The organism is Gluconobacter cerevisiae, from assembly GCF_015244675.1.
GTDB lineage: Bacteria > Pseudomonadota > Alphaproteobacteria > Acetobacterales > Acetobacteraceae > Gluconobacter > Gluconobacter cerevisiae.
Genome location: NZ_JABCQO010000020.1, coordinates 1 through 18,746 on the forward strand (window position 1 = coordinate 1; position 18,746 = coordinate 18,746).

9 protein-coding genes, 1 tRNA gene and 1 pseudogene are annotated in these 18,746 nt (G+C 51.0%); 5 read left to right on the plus strand and 6 right to left on the minus strand.

Features of this window, described 5'->3' with window-relative positions; genetic code table 11:
- The first annotated feature begins 34 nt into the window (after window positions 1-34).
- From HKD21_RS13630 to HKD21_RS13645, 3 genes and pseudogenes are all read left to right on the plus strand, one after another.
- A tRNA-Met gene (locus tag HKD21_RS13630) sits at window positions 35-111 on the plus strand.
- Window positions 112-177: 66 nt separating this feature from the next.
- Window positions 178-1,185 (plus strand): annotated as a pseudogene (locus HKD21_RS14430) (IS30 family transposase); the annotation flags it as partial.
- Window positions 1,186-1,567: 382 nt separating this feature from the next.
- Window positions 1,568-2,683, plus strand: coding sequence for a hypothetical protein (locus tag HKD21_RS13645; RefSeq protein WP_228121500.1), 1,116 nt, complete (start codon window positions 1,568-1,570; stop codon window positions 2,681-2,683).
- 674 nt (window positions 2,684-3,357) lie between these two features.
- Here HKD21_RS13645 and HKD21_RS13650 read toward each other — a convergent pair.
- The 6 genes from HKD21_RS13650 to HKD21_RS13675 form a co-directional block, all read right to left on the minus strand.
- The gene (locus HKD21_RS13650; RefSeq protein WP_194256162.1) at window positions 3,358-5,613 is read right to left on the minus strand and encodes a TonB-dependent receptor; all 2,256 of its coding nucleotides are present in this window, start codon (window positions 5,611-5,613) and stop codon (window positions 3,358-3,360) included.
- A gap of 676 nt (window positions 5,614-6,289) precedes the next feature.
- Window positions 6,290-8,362, minus strand: a complete 2,073-nt coding sequence (locus tag HKD21_RS13655; protein ID WP_194256163.1) for a prolyl oligopeptidase family serine peptidase — start codon at window positions 8,360-8,362, stop codon at window positions 6,290-6,292.
- Entirely contained in the window at window positions 8,359-9,552 is a 1,194-nt protein-coding gene (locus HKD21_RS13660; RefSeq protein ID WP_228121501.1) for a serine hydrolase domain-containing protein, read from the minus strand. Before HKD21_RS13660 ends, HKD21_RS13655 begins: the two co-directional genes overlap by 4 nt.
- 89 nt (window positions 9,553-9,641) lie before the next feature.
- The gene (locus HKD21_RS13665) at window positions 9,642-10,862 is read right to left on the minus strand and encodes an FAD-dependent oxidoreductase (protein ID WP_194256165.1); all 1,221 of its coding nucleotides are present in this window, start codon (window positions 10,860-10,862) and stop codon (window positions 9,642-9,644) included.
- Window positions 10,859-12,415 (minus strand): serine hydrolase, encoded by a 1,557-nt coding sequence (locus tag HKD21_RS13670; RefSeq protein ID WP_228121502.1) that lies wholly within the window; start codon window positions 12,413-12,415, stop codon window positions 10,859-10,861. Before HKD21_RS13670 ends, HKD21_RS13665 begins: the two co-directional genes overlap by 4 nt.
- Before the next feature lie 174 nt (window positions 12,416-12,589).
- Window positions 12,590-13,486 carry a LysR substrate-binding domain-containing protein gene (locus HKD21_RS13675; protein ID WP_194256167.1) on the minus strand — a complete coding sequence of 299 codons (897 nt, stop codon included), beginning with the start codon at window positions 13,484-13,486 and terminating at the stop codon, window positions 12,590-12,592.
- A 281-nt stretch (window positions 13,487-13,767) separates the two neighbouring features.
- Between HKD21_RS13675 and HKD21_RS13680 the strand changes: the two genes are divergently transcribed.
- Together HKD21_RS13680 and HKD21_RS13685 are read left to right on the plus strand one after the other, a co-directional pair.
- Window positions 13,768-16,263 carry a TonB-dependent receptor domain-containing protein gene (locus HKD21_RS13680; RefSeq protein ID WP_194256168.1) on the plus strand — a complete coding sequence of 832 codons (2,496 nt, stop codon included), beginning with the start codon at window positions 13,768-13,770 and terminating at the stop codon, window positions 16,261-16,263.
- Between the two features lie 77 nt (window positions 16,264-16,340).
- Window positions 16,341-18,257 carry a CocE/NonD family hydrolase gene (locus tag HKD21_RS13685; RefSeq protein WP_194256170.1) on the plus strand — a complete coding sequence of 639 codons (1,917 nt, stop codon included), beginning with the start codon at window positions 16,341-16,343 and terminating at the stop codon, window positions 18,255-18,257.
- Window positions 18,258-18,746 lie beyond the last annotated feature (489 nt).

Consider the following 18,746-nt stretch of genomic DNA (forward strand, 5'->3'; position numbering starts at 1 on the left):
ACATAACCCAAAAAACCAACATCATTCACACCACCGCGGGGTGGAGCAGCCCGGTAGCTCGTCAGGCTCATAACCTGAAGGCCGTAGGTTCAAATCCTACCCCCGCAACCAATGTACCCTGTTTAAAAACGAACATTTAGGCCGCTTCATAGCGGCTTTTTGTGTTTCTGCTCCACGCACAAGATGTGTACTGCACAGTGGCATGCGGATCGTGCTGCGCGACGCCCAAAAATCAGCAAACTGGCGAAGAATTCCGCCCTGCGCGACTATGTGCAGGATCGCCTCGCTGGCCTGATTGCAACGCCCGAAGGCATCGAGTTCGATGGGCCGGTTGTAGTATGGAAGAAGCGACGGGCTGTTCATCGGCAAAGTCGACGTTGGTCTTCGGCCTGGAGCCCCGAGCAAATCGTGCAGCGCCTGAAGGTGGGCTTTCCCGAGGATCCAACCATGCGCATCAGTCATGAAACCATCTATCAGGCACTCTACATCCAAGGACGTGGAGTTCTGAAGCGGGAGTTCTCGGCCTGCCTGCTCTGGACGGGCACTGCGTCTGCCTCGGGAACGAGCCAAAAACCGAAGCAAGCCCTTCATCTCAAATGTGCTTATGATCAGCGATCGTCCTGCTGAGATTAACCATAGAGCGGTACCAGGACATTGGGAAGGCGACCTCATTCTCGGCCTTGGCAGTTCGGCGATCGGCACATTGGTTGAACGCACCACGCGCTTCATTATGCTCTTGCACCTGCCGCGCATAGAAGCCACGGCAAGACCAATTCGATCAAGAACGGTCCGGCTCTTGCCGGTCATGGTGCTGAAACCGTCCGCGATGCCATTTCCGAAACCATGATGGATCTCCCGGCACATCTGCGCCGTTCCCTGACCTGGGATCAGGGTGCTGAGATGGCTCAGCACGCTCAGCTTCGGATCGACACAGGTCTTGATATCTACTTCTGTGATCCTCAGAGCCCCTGGCAGCGCGGGAGCAACGAAAACACCAATGGCCTGCTCCGCCAATACTTTCCCAAAGGCACTGATCTCAGCCAGCATTGCATCGAAGAACTGAGCGCTGTTGCCCATGCTTTAAATACGAGACCACGAAAAACACTCGAATGGAGACCCCTTGCAGAAGCTCTCGACCATCTACTCAAACAGGATATGATCAAACGTGTTGCGACGATCGGTTGAACCTGCCGAATAGATATCAAGAAACCATCTGGTTTTTGGGGCTTTTCTGTGGTTGTATTTCTTCTGTGATGATTGGGAAGATAAACTATCAGGTAGCCTGGCTTCTTTGGTGTTAAAGATCACCTGGCACAGACCGATTTAATTGGAGGTCTATTTAATAATTTTGAGGAAATTTATATTTCAGGCATATATCTTGGAATACACAAAGATTTTTTCTGACTACAGATTATATTTCGATCTAAAAATCAACAACCACTTCTAGCTTGGCAAGCCTTACGATTATATGCTCTGAGTACGATGAAAGCCAAGCAATGTTTTAAGGTTCAAAATGAGAGATTTTTCTATACGGATATGGGCAGAAGGTAATCCCGGAAACATTATCATGATGTATCTGACGGCCTTGAACCTTAAAAACACCCTGGGTTTTGGTACACTGCGGCATGTGCATATTCCCTTGTTTAATATCAACATACCGGACTGCGATCTTCATGGAATGATCGGGCTGCATGATCGTAATTCAACCAATGGTCAACTTCGAGGTGAGTTTCCTATTGGGGGCTACAATAAGGCTATTCAGCAATGTGATGCTTCTTTTCTCGCGCTTGAAGGTTTTTACCAGAATGTAAATAATTTCCCTGATAGAAATACATTCGATTATGACCGAGAATTTCCTGCTCTTTCTGATGTGAATGATCATGGAGGGGAAGATGACCTTGTCATCAACATTCGTGGCGGCGATATTTTAAAAGCTATTCACCCTCATTATACACAGCTTCCACCTGAATTTTATGAAGCATTGATCGCCCGCACCGGAAAACATCCGATTTTCTATGGTCAGCTTGATCCTTCGCCCTACCTGGAAGAATTGAGGCAGCGATTCCCGAACGCGACATTCATATCGTCACGTGGTGTTGAGCGTGATTTTGATTTCATTCGTAAATCACATTATATCGTTCCTGCCTTGAGTACATTCTCTTGGCTAGCGACGTGGCTTTCAAACGCGAAAAAAATCTTTTTCCCTGTAGCGGGGATTTTTTCGCCAATGCAGCATCCTTCTGCAATGTTACTACCCTTTAACGACAAACGATATGAATTCTTTACGTTTCCTATCTATTATGCCCGTAATATTCAGGAATATAGGGAATATATGGACCCCATCCGGAATTTATGGGAGTATACTGATACAGATACACTTCGGGAGATGTGTAAATCCAAGGAAAGATCTTTGGATGCGGCGCTAAATTTATTTAATGCAAATGATTATTTGGCTTTATACCCTGAATTCACTGATCTTTATCAGAAATTTGGAGCGACTGGACTCATTAATCACTTCTGTGAAGCCGGTTTTTGGGAGGGGCGGAAGCCATTTTTCTTTGATGAGACTTCTTACAGTGCCCGTTACCCTATGGCCGCATTGTCAGTAACTCAAGGTCATTATAGAAATATGCTCGATCATTATATAAATGTCGGTCACAAAATGGGTTATAGAGCTGTATGATCAATATGGAGTACTAAAAACCCCCTTTGGTATTGAAGAGCGTCTGGTTCGTTAAAACGGGCCGGGCGCCTGATGCGAAGCCGATGCGGCTGTTTAGAAATTACCTGATGTGGGTTGTCGTGATCGAAGTTCTGTTGAAGTCCGTTGATACACCCCCAAGAACTGCCGGTTTTCTGTCAAGGTTCGATCAGTTGAGATCATCCGTCATCAATGCGGACGGAAGTCCCAGACGAGATCAAACTTCTCTGTGAGCGTTTTTTGCGCGCCGATTGTGACGGAAAGCGAGCAGCCGCGCCGTACGTAATCATGGCTTAAAAGATCGGTAGCATCATGCCCTAGAAAAAGCAGTTCACACCAAAAATGGTGATCAGATAGACGGCATTGTTTGGGTCATACGTGCACATGACCACACTTATGACCGGAACCAGCATCAGTTCCTCCTCAGGGTGCCCGGAACACCCAGCGTCAGCGAATATCTAAATTTCTCTTTACCGCTGCCAAACAGGTCCATTATGGGCGGAGCTGATGATCCGGCCAGCAAGGCGAGCGATAGAGCAATCATTTAAAGTAGGGTCGGGCATGTCTTCCGAACAGGATTTGACGGTCGATCGGATATCCACTGACCCGGTTTGCCATACTGCTTATCCATACGCGCGAGAAGTATTAGCAGGGCGTTAGAAGTCTGCCTTCACTCCACCGAAGAACTGGCGGGGTGCGCCTATGACCAATGACTGATAATCGCCCGAAAGCGGGTTGCCGCCGTCATCGCCTGTCATGATCAGGTAGCGTGACCCTGTTAGGTTGGTGACGTTAAAGGATGCCGTCAGATTTTCCAGGCACCCGATGCGGCCAAAGTTGTAGCGTGCTCCGAAATTGACCAGCCAGTAGGATGGAAGAGATGTGTCGTTCGTGTAGCTGAACGGACGGCTACTGGTGTAGAGGGCATCGATGTCGAAACTGGCCTTCCTGTAGGTGTACTCCGCCGTCGCTTTATACATCAGGTCCGGATAGTTCACGACATGCTTGCCCTTGATGACGTAGGTCGTGTCCTGCTGGGTGATATTGTTATCGTATGTCGAGTGGTTGTAGCTGATCGAGTTAAAGATCGAGAGACCATGCAGCGGGCGCAGGGTCAGACCGGCATCCACGCCGTTCATTGTCACACCGCCGAGGTTTAGAACCGTCGTCTGAGGGTTGGTCTGACTGCCCTGAACCAACGCACCCAGGCGGTTCGAGAAGTTCACGCGATAGGCATTCACTGAGAAATCCACGCGACGCTGTGTGAAGCGGTAGCCGACCGAATAGGCCCAGCTGGTCTCGGGTTTGACGGAACTGCGTGACAGATCAAAGGCGTCCTGCGAGACGGCAAATGGCGATGCAGACAGGTGATAGCCGCTTTGCGGATAGGCACGCATGTTCTTGGCGATATCGAAATATAGCTCATGATGTGTCACGAAATGCCAGTCTCCGCTGAAATGCGGCAGGAACGCCCCGAATGTCGTCAGGCCCACGCCGCCAGCGAGGGCTCTGGTGCCGGTATAGGGTTCGTAATTCCCGGTCTGACTGACACGGGTCGTGCTCAGCATGGATTTGAAGCCTGCATGAAGCGAAAGGTCTTTGACCGGACGCCGGATGTCTTCGATGTAGGTCTGCAGTGTGTTGGTGTTGTAGGTCTGTCCCCAGAGCTTTGCGAAAGGATCGGACCATTTGCGAAAAGGATTGGGCGTCAGGGTCTGTCCTGTTACAAGAAGGGGGTCGTTATAGGCGAACATGTTCGAGATATATTTGTTGTTCTCGTACCAGATGCCGCCATGAATTTCGTGTTTGCCGAGATTATACGTCATGCTTGATGTGAGGCCGAAACGCTGGATATCAGGCTGTTTGACGATTTCGGAGAGAGGGGCGCCGTTGGCGGAGGCCATCCACGGATCGGACCACTGGGTATTAGCCTTCTGGCTGTGACCGTACACGACGGAATCCCATCGCAGGTGATCCGCCAGTTTCAGATGGAAATTCAAGCCTCCCAGTAGGTCGCGTGAAGCCGTTGTTCCGGCGTAGTAGGAGACATCCTTCGGGTCGCTGGTCATGTTTTCGCCATGGGAATAGATCCCCTGTGCGGCTTCATAGGCCAAACGATAGTTCGGGTAATAGTTGGAAACGCCGTAGCCAAGCTTCTGAACCGTTTCCAGCGTTTCTGACTGGTAGTTGAACTGCTGCACATCCGCCCAGTCGAACAGGAGCGAAACACTGCTTTCATTACGGATCGGCTGCACCAGTTTCAGGTTGGCCTGCTGGAAGAACTGGGTGCCATAGCCTTTCCATAGTTTGGTGTCGTTCCGCATGTAGGACACATAGAACTTGGTTCCGATGGAGTTCAGCTTGCCGCTATCGATGCGGATGAAGGTATGCGTGGTAGCATTGCTTCCGCCGGTGGTGGCCAGCGTACCGCCGAACTTGTCCTTGGGGTCCGAGGACGAAATCATGATGGCGCCACCGAGCACATTAGTGCTGGGCATGTCCACGGCGCCCGCGCCCTGTGACATCTCCATATGACCGACATTCTCGGAAGACAGCGCGGCGACGGCATTCAGGCCGTTATAATTGCGATAGACGGACTCACCGAGCGGAATACCGTCCAGTGAAAAGCCAATCTGGTTTTGCGAAAAACCGTGGATATAGAGTTTGACGCCGCCCGTATCGACGCCTTGCGCATCGTCAGATTGAAACAGGACACCCGGTACGTTCTGCAACGCCTTCATTACGGATGTTCCGGCAACGGCGTTTGTAAAAACGTGCTGTGAAATGACGGTCAGTGCGCCGTGGGAGACATGTCGGCCCTGGACTTGCATGAGTTCCGGTTGCATGGGGCGGGTCAGGGTGTGTCGTGCGGTAGGTGTCTGGGAGGCAGACACCGTATGAAGTGGGGGCACCTTTCCTTTGCGAGCATATAGGGGTTTTTCTGCTGCCGATCCGCATGAGGGAATGACGGCCAGCACTGTCGAAAGCAGGGCCATGTGGCGTAACGCGAGTTTGCTTTGTTGGACGATACGCAATGAGATCAATCCTTGCCTTCACACGAGTCTGACGGAGCGACAATCTGGATAACCGGAAAAACGCTACGTTGCGATTTTATAACGTATAAAAGACAATATGAACGACGTCGGTGGGGACTTATATTGAAATCCTGAAGGCCGCCTGTATCGCGGCGGTTCTTGCGAAGGGATTCCTGATGATGCGGGCGGTGCTCTCCAAGCGCTCCTTTAGTATTTTACGCCCTGTCGTATTGTCGAATTGCATATCTCAACCCTGTGGTTCAGGTCTTATATGTTGCATATTCGATATTTTTTTGAACGGTTTTTCAGATTGGTCCCGTTGCTTCGCATTAAACATGATGGGCGAGCCAGTTCCTTTGCTTCGTAACTGGCAAAATCTCCAGGGAAATCGAGAATGAATTCCGCCAGCCGCCGTTCAGCATCCGGGGGCGTCGGCCTGTTATGATACGCCTTCCGGGGCGTACGCCCATTTAGATCCCGCAGAAGAGACTGGTATTTCTGATGTTCAGGAGATGGCGCCGTCGTGCACAGTTCTGAAAGTGTTGGCTTACCCTTAATGCCCTTCAGGTCTTTCGAGATAATGATCGAAAAAGCGAATGGTCCAGCCATATGCTGTCAACCAGTCCTGTTGTCGAAGAAATTCATGTCGCTCGCCTGGGAACGTATGGTCTTCGTGCGTTACACCTTGGGCAGTTAATGCTTTGGACAGCACGACTGATTGTTCAAATTCCACGTCGTGATCATCATCACCGTGAACAAGCAACACAGGCGCCTTCCAGCGCGTGATATCTGCCAGAGGCGACGATCGCCATTCGGTCTCATGTTGTTTGCGGTTTTCTTCGGGAGACAGACCGGGATGATCTGGTTCGGTCATGTCGTGAACTCCGTGGAAATCCACACCCGCAGCAAATAATCCGCTATCGCGCGCGAGTGCTAGACCGACGAGATAACCTCCCCAGCTTCCGCCCCAAATCCCGATATGTTGAGGCACGACATCTGATCTTGCCCCCAGATATTGTGCTGCAGCACGAACGTCCTGGTATTCACTGGCTCCAGCGCTTCCAATCCTGTTGGCTTCACGAAACGACTGTCCGTAGCCCGTACTGCTGCGATAGTTCACAGACAATACGACATAACCGTGCGAGGCCAATATCTGGTTCATCAGATACGCGTTGGAATAATAGCCCATGGCATTGAAGGCAGGAATCATCTGCCGATTGGGTCCGCCATGGACGAACACTAGTGCTGGATGTGGTCCGTGCATGTCTGTCGGTGGCAGGAAAAGCTGTCCGTGAATGTTGGTTCCGTCTTCGCTGTGGAACTGTACGCTTTGTGGCGCAACGAAGTTTATTTCTTTTGGGAGTGCTGGTACGACCGGGACTTTCCATTGGCCATCATGGTGAAGAATGGGGTGGGCCGTCTGCGTGGGACTTGTCATCATAACGGCCAGATCATTTCCAGCCATTGCGAGTAAGCCTGCTTCTGTTGTCTCATCCGTCAGAGCGGTCGCATTGCCGTTCAATGGCCGGGACCATACGCGCCAGTAATCGGGGTTACCGACATTCGAAGTATAGAAAAGGGATTTGGCGTCAGATGACAGACGGTAGGATGAGACCTCTGCTTTTTCGGGTGTCAGACATTCTGGTGTGCCGCTACCCATAGAAAGGGCGCAGATCCGCAGCCAGCCGCTTCCTTCCCAGGGAAACAGGATCCGGCCATCAGGCGTCCACGTAAGGTCGAGTTCGTCTGCGGCCCAGAACCGGCTTCCCGGTCCTTTGGGGGGTGTCCAGAGAAGTTCTTCCATACCGCTCGCCAGATGGTAGCTGTGGAGCGACCAGAACGTCCCTTTTTCTGGGGATGCCAGTAAAGGAGGCTGCTGCGTCCGGACGAAAGCGAGGCTCTTCCCGTCCGGCGAGAATGTCGGGAGGCGGTCAAAGCCTAAACCTGGTGGAATAAAGCTTAGAATGCTGCGTTTCGTGTTCCATAATGCGATCACGCCGTGTGAGCCACGATTGATCTCCAATGCGACAAACGCGCCATCAGGGGACCAACGGAGGGCTGTGATCATTCCATCTGTCGTCATGACTGCATGGGCAGAAGAACTGGCTGCCCCGAGGAGCAGAGTCCCTCCTTGCGCAAAAGCAAGCTGTCGTCCGTTCGGTGAGAACTCTGGAAGATATCCGGTTCCTGCAATGGTATTTTGTTTGCCATCACGGACAACATGTACTGCGGCTACAGGACGTTTTGCGTCATTGTCAGGGTTGGGAGCAGGGGCTGCGAGGGCTTCTGGATCTCCTCCTTCTACGTAAGCTAAAGTCTTGCCATCCCCAGTAAAGGTCAGGCCCCAAAGGGAAGTTCCGTCATCCTTCGAGTACGTTGTCACCTGATGGGGCGTGTTTCCTTCTTCGGAGATTACGACGTTCCTCACGCCGCTGCGTTGTTCCACCCATGCCAGACGGGGTGCCTGTTTTGCCCCTGTCATATCCGTTGCAAAAGGCATGGCCATCAGTTTGGAAAGGCGTGACGATGGCGAACTGTCATCCTGCGCGAGCGCTGTCCATGATGTGCACGAGAGAAGCGACACGACGATGGCGCAGGCGCGGCTTTGAGAGATTGTGATCTTCATTGAACCGCTCCTGAAATTGAGCCTGCGTTTGACAGTGCGTTGAAAATTTCTTCTTCGACATTGGTAAAAGAAGATATTTTTCCGGGTTTTTCTTGGCCGTCCTCAGGAAAGCCGTTGGCAATGAACAGATAACCATCGCGCGTCATGGGATCGAGCCAGAACCCGGATCGCAGGCCGTAAGCATCCCCGAGATGGCCAACCAGTCCACCCTGATAGCCGCGCCATGGTGTTGTCGGATGTCCGGAAGGATCGCGTGCACCAGTCAGTTGAATGGTCGCCAGACCGTAACTTGCGATGGGGTAAGATCCTTCACCATTCTGGCCATCGTAATGCCAGTCCGAATGCAGCATGGTCTGGAGGGACTTGGGTGAGAGGACAGTTACGCTTGCAAGCGTTCCATTTCCGAATACGAACTGTGACAGGCGATAGAGACCGTCAAGAGAAATGCGAAGACCGCCTTGTGGGGAAAAGATCGTTGCGTTGGTTCCGATTCTGTACTGGTCTGAGGCTTCCGGAGCGATATGCGCGTCGCTGTCTTTGGCAGGTTCATAACCGTTGACAGTGTGATGATAGAGCGTCGCAAGGCGTTCGGGGTGAGAAAGACGGGCAGGATCATAGCCCCCATCAATGCCAAGAGGCGCCAGAACGTGCTTTTGCTGGTAAAGATCGAAACGTTCTCCGCTGACCCGTTCGATCATGGTGCCGATCAGGCCGTAACACAGATTGCAATAGCTGAACCATGATCCTGGCTTCCGATTGGGCAGGAAATGGTAGTCTGCGGTCCCTGGACGACGGGATGCATTGAAAAATTCAGAGACGGCGTGATCTGCCGGTATCACATAATCATCTGCGTCTGCGATGCTTGCGGTATGGCTGAGCAGCATGCGCGTTGTGATTGGCGTATCAGGAAACGCGGGATTGCGAAGCAGAAAGCCAAGGTAGCGAGAAACATCTGCGTCCAAATCGATCCGGCCTTGTTCCACCAATTGCATCAGACCAATCGTTGTGACGAATTTCGAGACGGACGCGATACGAAACAAAGTGTCTGCCTGGACTGGAGTGACGTCAGCGCCATTCCTGCGCGCAAAACCACCTACATACTGGTAGGACACGGTGCCGTTATGGATGCGAAGGGCTGCGAGTGCCGTCAGAGGCCGAGCGTCTCCATGCTGTAAGGTCTGCGTCAGCAATGTGTCTGTTGTCGAAGAAGGAACGGCATATGCGGTCGCAACGCTTGTTGCGAGGAGGAGTATAGAAAAGTAATGACGAGAATATACATTCATTTCTGAACCCTATCGGTCTGATCTGTGGCAACCAGCTTGGCGATCCTTGCAGCTGAACCTGCAGCGAGTGTGAAGCCCAATGCGCCGTGGCCTACATTGAGGAGAAGATTGTCACAGCTGCTCCGGCCGATGATCGGAACCCCGGTGGGGGTAGCCGGACGCAGTCCAGCCCATGGAGAGTCGGAGCTATGATCCGTGTTTGCTTTTGGTAACGTTTGCTGGACGAGAGTGCGGAGTGAGGCGAGGCGTTTCGTGTTTGGAATTGTATCTTCCGCTCCGATATCGACCATTGCGGCGACGCGGAGTGTATTGCCAAGACGCGCATACACTACACGGTTGTCATAATCGGTGACGCTGACAGTTGGTAATGTCTCGGCTGGGGGACGGAGCGTTAAACTGTAGCCCTTGAGACCATAGAGCGGCAGATGGATGCCAAGCGGGGCCGTGATCTCACGTGAGTTCAGACCTGCAGCGAGTACAATCTGATCTGTCTTAAAATGTCGACCGCCTACAGTGAGCGTGCATTTGTTGTTCGTGTCAGGTAGGAGCGTGGCTTTTTCCTGAAGGTATTGAAAGCCAGAGGCATTCAGCAGGGCTATTTTGAGGGCCCTGCAAAATAAATGGCTGTCCGCGACCTCGTCTTCAGGAGAGAAAATACCTCCTGCAAGATCAGGAACAAGATGAGCGAAAGCCGGTTCGACCTCGGCACATTCAGCAGGCGAAAGAGCTTGCTCCAAAGTTGTATTCTGTATCCCTGCTACCGCTTTCATGAACGTGGCTGCATTTCGATACAGAACAAGCTTTCCTGGCTGACGCCAAAGGAATCCGTCCAGTCCCTCCGTGCGCCATATTTCCATTTCCGCCTGACCCTCGAGGCCCAGCTGCAAGAGCAATTTGGCATTTCGGCGATTGGTTGCGCGCGTGCAGGCAGAGAGAAAGGAGAGCATCCAGCGCCATTGTCTCGGATTGGCGCGGAGGCGAAGCGAGACCGGAGAGCTGGGTTTCAGCATCCAGCGTAACGCCTGAAATGGAATGCCTGCATCTGCCAAAGGCGTGACATAGCGATAACTGAGTTGACCGCCATTAGCATAGCTTGCACCCAGGCCAACATCCGCATTTTGTTCGATCAGGGTGACGTCATGGCCTGCCCGGATAAGAGCATAAGCTGTCGAAAGACCAATAACGCCGCCGCCGATAACTGCAATATGCTGTTTCACGGCTGTGTCTCGCCGGGCAATGCGTCTATTTTGCGGGGGTGCAGGTCCTGCGCATCGAAACTGAAGTCAGACCCTAGAAGCTGCATCTTCAGGCCGGTGATCTTGCCCGTAACATCCCTTTCAAACTGGACGTAAGCATCGTCTTCGCTGTCTTCTTCCCGATTGTCCCAGCGCACGACGAAGAGGTCATGTGGAAGAGCGTTCAGTGTCCCGGTCAAACCAACAGCCTTGGAAAATGTGAGTCGTAGATCCTTGCCGTGTTCAGTGACGAAAATTGGTCCGCGCCAATTGTCCTGATAGCGACCCAGGTAGTCCTTGAGCTGTGATGAGGAGAGCGTCACGAAAGGACGAACAGAAGAGCCAGGTCCGGTTGAAATTGCAGCTTTAATATCTTGAGCCTTTGCTTCGTCTTCCTTGTGTTTCCAGTAGCTGATCCAGTCATCGCTATGGCCGGTCGCGATGCGCGCGCTCAACGTCGTGGCCAAGGCATAGGTCGCGTTGTGATCATCATGATTGGTCAGGATCACAACGGCGCTTTTCAGTTCAGGCAGGAACGTGACGTAACTGACCATCCCTCCGATGGTGCCGGTATGCCAGACGCGCTTGTGCCCAAAAAAGTCCTCCATGAACCATCCGTAACCGTAGGCGCGAAAATGCGTTCCGGTTAAAGCTGCCATGTCCGGCAAAGGGAGAAGGGCATGGGGTGCCCAAAGTGTGTCGCGACTTTCGTTGCTGAAAATACGCTTTCCTTCAGGCGTTTGCCCACCTCCCAGATAGATCTGGGCCCATCGTGCCATTCCCTCAGTGCTGCACCATATGCTTCCCGCTGGCGCTACTGCAGGGAAAAGACGTGCTGCTTTTTCGGGGAGGGGCGTATGATCTCCCTGACCGGTCGCAACATCTGTTTCGCCTTTGTAAGGCGGTGTTGACTGACATGCTGCCAAGCCTGATGCGTCAATCAGACGGGTCTGAACCACGTCTTCCCAACTACGGCCTGTTACCCGTTCTACAAGTGCTCCTGCGACGACATAGAGTACGTTATTGTAAGCATACTCCTTCCGGAAAGGGGCGGTGAAAGGCATATACTCAAGTCCCGCCAGTACGTCTTTGCGCGTCAACGTGCTGTGGGAGAAAAGCATCAGGTCTCCTGCGCCGAGGCCCATGCCACTATGATGGGTCAGCAGATCCGAAATACGGAAGTCGCGTGTAATCCATGGATCAGAGACACGAAATTCCGGTAGATGATCAATGACGTGATCATCCCATTTCAGTTTTCCAGCATCTACCAGTTGTGCCAGAGCGGTGGCTGTAAATTCCTTCGTATTTGATCCGATAGCGAACAGTGTTCGGCTATCTACAGGCGCGCTATGGGCATCTTCAGAGCGTCTCCCGTAACCGCGGTTGAAAACAATTTTTCCATCCTGAACGATTGCTATGGCAATACCGGGTACGTCAAAAACCTTGCGTGCCTGTTCTACAGTTGCATCAATATTCTGCGTCGTTAACCCTGAAGGTAGTTCTGCGGCTTCAACGCTATGCGTTGGGTGAAGCATCAACATCCCTGCGAGAAAAGCAGTTCTATACAGGGCACGATGCTTGTTCATAACTGTTCGAAAACTCTCATCTTATGTTGATCAAGAAACGAAATTCTGTGTCAGATGAGAGAAATAAAGCATGGAATTGGGTGAGTGTCCCATGACGAGATATACGTAGGTGATAACCTGAAGCTAAACCATTGCTTCCAGTTCTGCCAGATCGCTATCGAGTTCGTGTCGTAATATGGCGAGAATATCGCGCGAAATATGCGAAAGAGCGTAATCGGCACGGTAAAGGACTGTGCATTTTATGCTGAGAGGTGGCGACAGGATGCAGGGGCGGGGTAGCCCTGGATGATGTAGTACCGTGAGGGCATCAACGATCGCGCAGCCAACACCCAGTCGAACAAGTTCTGCCGCCATGAAATGCGTTCGCACACGAATGGCAGGGGTCGCTGATATGCCTGCTTCGTCAAGCGCCATGTCGAGTAGGTCAGCAGTCGGATCTTTTTCGGATAGACCGAGATAACGGTTCTGATCAATGTCCGTCAGCGCTATGGGGCCTTGGTCTTTTTCTTTATCGATCAGGACCAAAGGAATATCACCAATATGCTGGGCCGTTAGACCTTCTCGTAAGTAGTTTCCAAATACAACTCCGAGATCAAGATCATGGTTGAAAATTCGTGACACGATTTCTGAACCATGAAGCGCATCAATCGTGACTTCTGTATCGGGATGATCGGCGCAATAACTTCGAACTACGCGTGGGATCAGGCTTAGGCCAAGGCTTGGGACGCAGCCGATGCTGATGGAATGTCCTGCCCGGGCATAGCGCAGATTATGCGTGAGGCGCCGCAGGTCAGAAAGTTTGCCAAAAATGGCATTCACATGGGGAAGCATGATTTGAGCCTCCCGCGTGGGGACAAGGCGACCGCCTTTGCGCTCGAATAATGCAAAACCAAGTGAGTGTTCAGCGTAACGCAGAACCTTGCTGGCGGCTGGTTGCGAAACATTCAGGACTTCCGCCGCCTTTCGGAGCGATCCTGTCGTCATGATCGCGTAGAAGACTTCGATCTGACGTAATCTCACGGTGCATAGTCTCCTGAGTGCGAATGGGTAGCGACATTTCCCACTGAAGGGGGAGAAGACCTTACATATCCCTCTTACGAAGGTTTGGAAAATATTGTGCCAAGAGGGCGCGCACGATGCTGGGGGTTTAGAACTCGTTGGTATTCTTTATTTCTTAAGGGGTTTCGATGGTGATCGAGAGTTAACCTTAGTCTATCAGATACAAAAATAAAGCAATATAGACGTATAACATATCGTACACGTAACGTGATTTGATCGAAATTTTCTCAGGAGTGCGGCGGATGCGTGTTGTGAAATCGTCAGGTAAGCTGAGAAGAAGATCTCGTTATCTGCTCACGACGAGCATCCTCAGCATGGCTGTCGCAAGTGCCGTATCCAGCGGAGCGGAAGCTGCAACGAAATCGCACCATACCGCTAAGGCCCGACCCGCCACGTCACGCTCCGCAGCTCAAGCTGTTTCGAAATCTCCGAGACACCACACGGTTGAAGGAGCCGATGCGGAATCAATTTCGGTCAAGGTGGCTCGTGTGCGCAGTCACGGACCTGAAATTGCTGTGACACGTAAAGTTATGGACAGATTTGTTGAAGGGACAAACCCGATGCAAATTCTTGCGATGACTACGCCGGGCGCGAATTTTACATCAACCGACGCCTTTGGCCTCGATACTTATGGCAACACGTTCTATGTGCGCGGATTTACCCAGATGCAGATCGGCGCGACGTTGGATGGTATTCCGTTGGGAACACAGGGTTTTACTAACAATAACGGCGTGTCCATTACACAGGCGATAATCCAGGACGATATCGGTGGCATGACCATGTCTCAGGGCGCAGGGGCATTGGATTCATTTTCTGCTCAGAACCTCGGAGGCGCCATGACATACACGTCCTCTGATCCTAAGGATAAGGCGGGTGGCAAAGTCAGCCAGACTTTCGGTAGTTACAATGCCTATCGCACCTATGTTCGTGCAGACAGTGGTATCCTGAATCCGACAGGTACGAAATTTTATGCTTCTTTTGCTCGTACTGATACCGACCTGTGGAAAGGGGCAGGGGGGCAGAACGAATTACAGGCGGATGCAAAGATTGTGCAGCCTGTGGGGCAACACGGTAAAATCACCGGGTTCTTTGGTTACGGTAATTTTCAGCAAATGAACTATCTGACGCTCACCAAAAACATGTGGCGGCAGATGGGACGCAATACGACTTACCTGAAGCCTGATTACGAAAAGGCTAAACAATGGGCTTATTACGCTCAGTACACCTCCAATGTTCCTCCGGGTTACGAAGGGAAATTGTCGAATGATGAAATCGGTGATTACGCTTGGGATTCTTCCCAGGTGCAGAGAACCTATCTTTCAGCTGTAACGGGTCATTTTGATCTATCGGAGAAAATCCATTCGGATACGGTTGCATATGGAAATGTCAGCAGCGGTTTGTATGGTGGAACTAATAATTTTGTGACGTCACCTAGCTACGGCACACCATCACTGCAGGCCGACGGGTCAGTCACGGGGGTTCCGATGGCGTTGGGTATGTCGCATGCTGATATGCGACGGCTGGGTTTTACGCAGAAGTTCTCGTATGAGGCGCCACATAATAATTATATTGAAAGTGGTTTCTGGTATGAAAATAACCGCTGGATCTACGACTCAATGCTTTATGAAGATGGCCTGACAACTGGTCATAATCCGCTGTCTGGCTTTAAAAAGGGGACTGGCAGCACGTGGTATAATGACGCCTATAATAGCAACACTTTTCAGTTCTTTCTGCAGGATCGCTGGAAGATCATGTCTGGCATGACGCTTCTTGCCGGCTTCAAGTCACTGACGCAGACGACTCATGGCGGCACGAAGGCCGACTATACAGACCAGCTTACTGCTGAAGGATGGAATACATATTACCGTCATGCAGCAAGTGGTACGCTTGCGGCTTCCGGGGCTTTCCTGCCCCACTTTAATTTTGACTATCATTTTCTCGATCATCATGAAATTTACTGGGATATTGCCGAAAACCTGCGTGCCTACGACTACTATTCGCAAACATCCAGCGCCACCCCGTGGGGAGGCTTAGGTAATTCGTCTCAGCCTGCCCAATCAGTGTTTGATGCAAATAAAAAAGTCCTTAAGCCGGAACGGACCTGGAACTATATCGTAGGTTATCGGTACGATTCTCGTTTTTTCTCGGGGAGCGCAGATTTTTATCACACCGATTATTACAACCGTTTGGCATCTATTACGGAAGGGAGCACTGCTACTGCACACAGCGCTTATCTGAACGTCGGGCGCGAAACCATGAATGGCGCTGACGCCATTGCTACAATCCGCCCGTTTCGCGGACTGGAAATTACCAACAGCTTTAGTTGGAATGACGCAGAGTATCAGACGCCTTCAATTAATTATAGCGGTAAGACTTATAGCCTGAAGGGAAGGCACCAAGTTTATTATCCTAAATTTATGTACAAAGCGAATTTGAATTACACATGGCACCAAGCAATGTTTAATTTTAACGTCAACTACGTTGGTGCGCGTCCGATAACTTATCTTAATGACCAATATGTTCCGTCTTATTGGCAGGCAAACCTTAATCTGGCCTATAATTTCGGCAAGGTTGGATTCGCGCGGAATTTGGAGGCGACCTTTGGAATTACCAACCTGTTTGATACGAATTATATTGGCGGGATTTACGGGGCGGCGTCAGTATCGGGAGATAACAATGCCAATCTCTTTGTCGCAGCACCACGTCAGTATTTCGGTTCGGTCTCTGCTGAATTCTGACAGGGTATGATGATGCAGGATTTTCAAGCGTAATATATGCTGTTTGCGCCGCGCACGCCTTCTTTCTTGGAACGATGATGAAAAAAATTCTTATGATGTCGGCCTGTGCGCTGGCTTTCTCGCAGCCTGTTTTGGCTCAACAGTCTGATAAGTCAGTCTACACGGACATGCCTGTTGATTTTCAGGTTTCTGACGCCAGTTTCGATTATACGCGCCAAGATGTTATGATTCCGATGCGAGATGGCGTGAAGCTACATACTGTCATCCTTGTTCCTAAAGGTGCGCAAAACGCTGGAATGCTCATGACGCGCACGCCCTACAATGCTGCGCACATGGCGTCCCTCGGCTCAAGCAACCATTTGGCGTCGATTTTACCTGGTTATGACAACATGCCTGATGTCATAGTGGAGGGGGGATATATTCGCGTTCTTCAGGATATTCGCGGCAAATATGGTTCTGAAGGGGCATTTGTAATGAACCGTCCGATGCGGGGTCCACTCAATGGTACTGCAGTCGATGAAAGTACCGATACGTGGGATACTATCGAATGGCTGGTTCATAATGTTCCAAAAAGCAATGGAAAGGTTGGCATTCTTGGGGTGTCATATGATGGGTACACGGCGATTACAGCTCTGTTTCACCCACATCCTGCATTAAAGGTGTCCGTGCCGATGAACCCAATGGTGGATGGCTGGATGGGCGATGACTGGTTTCATAATGGCGCGTTTCGCGAAGAAATGCTCCCTTATATTTACGATCAAGGGGCGACCCGGGGAAACGCGGTCGAATGGTGGAATAGTGCTTATGATTCATACGCGCTTTTCCTGAATGGTGTTTCGGCAGGAGCCGTTGGTAAATCCCGTGGAATGGATCAGCTTGGCTTTTTCAAGCAGATTTTGGCTCATCCTGCATATGATTCATGGTGGCAATTGCAAGCCCTTGATCGACTTCTGCCAAAAGAAGGGCTGAAGGTTCCGACTATGCTGGTTCATAGTCTGTGGGACCAGGAAGATAACTATGGCGCTATCGCTATGTACGATGCATTGCACAGGAATACCGAAGCACGATCTAATCTTTGGCTTGCAATGGGACCGTGGAATCACGGTGGCGAAATTCATGCCGCTAGTACGCTCGGGGCGATAGACCTTCACTCTGATACAGGACTGTATTTTCGGAAACATGTTCTGAGTCCATTTCTTGCACATTACCTCAAGGATGAATCAATACCGTTACCTGCGCGCGTGACGGCCTATCGATCTGGCGAAAATGAGTGGGAGACGATGGATGCTCTTCCGTCTCCTGACTGTGACAGTCAATGCTCGATCTTGCGTTTTCAGCCGGATCATGGACTTGGTTTTGGCAAAACACCGATTAATGCTGGTCAGTTGACCTATGTTTCTGATCCCGAACATCCTGTTTCCTATGTTCCTCGCCCCGTAATTTCAAAAGGGCAGGCGGGTTCAGAATGGCGCTGGTGGTTGGCAATGGATCAACGTAACGCAGCTTCACGGCCAGATGTACTTTCCCTGACGTCTGCTGTGCTGACGAAGCCTTTTACAGTAACGGGTGAGCCCTTCATGCACCTTGCGGCCGCTACGACAGGGACAGATGGAGATTTTGTTGTCAAACTGATTGATGTTTATCCGGATGAAGTAGCGCAGCAGCCAGCGACGGGCGGTTACCAATTGATGGTTGCCGGAAATATTCTCCGCGGTCGATACCGGAAGAGTTTTGAGCATCCTGAAGCGATTCCCGCCAATGTAAAGCAGGTGTATCCGGTGCGTTTGCCTATGGTCAATCATACGTTTCTACCGGGACACCGGATCCAGATTCAAATTCAGTCGAGCTGGTTTCCGCTTTATGACCGAAATCCTCAGACCTACGTAGAAAACATCATGCTAGCGCCTAAAGAGGCATATAAGTCAGCAACGATTTCGGTAGATATTGCGGGGAGTTGGCTGGAAATACACGGCGAAACAAAGCCAGCTTTGTAAATTGAAGGATGAAAAAACTATATTTCATGATATCCTGATTGTGGACTCAATGAGCAGGTATTGATGATTTTTGTTATTTATCTGGAGTAGAGCGGAGAATTCTTCGTGTTACTGATCTTCTTGAGAAAGGGAAATCGGTGCATGGTTTAGATAATCTTGTCGATTCCGATCTCTATAGAGGCACGGATATTTTCCACGATCCGAATGCACAGGCTTGAGATCCGCCTTTTCCTTTTTGGTGTCGTGCTACTTGAGTGTTGCCACGTGCAGTGTTGCATCCAGGATATAGTCAAAGGTCTGCGCGGATCATGACGAAAGACCTGAAAACTCATAGGCTGGAAAATGCTTGGGGTGGTCACTTACCTCCCTTCGGGTGACCTAGGCTCAGGACCTATTAATTTATTGAACTGAGCGAGAGGTTGTGATTCACAGGCTTACCGATGGAGGGTAGGCCTGTGAGTGAGGTATTTTTGTTGTCTGAGCGCCAGA

Excerpts from the sequence above, each read along its gene's own strand:
- HKD21_RS13670 (WP_228121502.1), bottom strand. The coding sequence starts at position 12,415 with ATGCTTCACCCAACGCATAGCGTTGAAGCCGCAGAACTACCTTCAGGG.
- HKD21_RS13655 (WP_194256163.1), bottom strand. The coding sequence starts at position 8,362 with ATGAAGATCACAATCTCTCAAAGCCGCGCCTGCGCCATCGTCGTGTCG.
- HKD21_RS13645 (WP_228121500.1), top strand. The coding sequence starts at position 1,568 with ATGATGTATCTGACGGCCTTGAACCTTAAAAACACCCTGGGTTTTGGT.
- HKD21_RS13680 (WP_194256168.1), top strand. The coding sequence starts at position 13,768 with ATGCGTGTTGTGAAATCGTCAGGTAAGCTGAGAAGAAGATCTCGTTAT.
- HKD21_RS13685 (WP_194256170.1), top strand. The coding sequence starts at position 16,341 with ATGAAAAAAATTCTTATGATGTCGGCCTGTGCGCTGGCTTTCTCGCAG.